This window comes from Klebsiella sp. HN106, from assembly GCF_051209435.1.
GTDB lineage: Bacteria > Pseudomonadota > Gammaproteobacteria > Enterobacterales > Enterobacteriaceae > Klebsiella > Klebsiella oxytoca.
In genome coordinates this window covers 1-293 of sequence record NZ_JBLURD010000239.1, presented here as the reverse complement: position 1 = coordinate 293, position 293 = coordinate 1, and the positions used below count along the sequence as shown (strand labels likewise).

At 49.8% G+C, this 293-nt stretch carries 1 protein-coding gene; it reads left to right on the top strand.

The features are described 5' to 3' along the window. Window positions 1-131 (top strand): porin (locus ACSIPU_RS31085; protein ID WP_435322548.1); only part of this gene is annotated, 131 nt, incomplete at its 5' end. Window positions 132-293 lie beyond the last annotated feature (162 nt).

The following is a 293-nucleotide window of genomic DNA, read 5'->3' as shown; positions in this document are numbered from 1 at the left end:
ACTTCAACCGTAATATGTCCACCTATGTTGATTACAAAATCAACCTGCTGGATGGTAACGACAAATTCTACGAAGACAACGGTATCTCTACCGATAACATCGTCGCCCTGGGCCTGGTTTACCAGTTCTGATGCGCCTGCCCGCCGGTTCCGGCGGGCTTTCCCCCACCCGCCTCGCTGCAGATAAAACAAAACGCTATATCTCGCGGACTAAAATAGCCGTCCGTTTAATGATATAGTCATGGCCAGTCAGTGCTTGCCCGAGAACGTCAATCATTCACCACCATCCCTTAA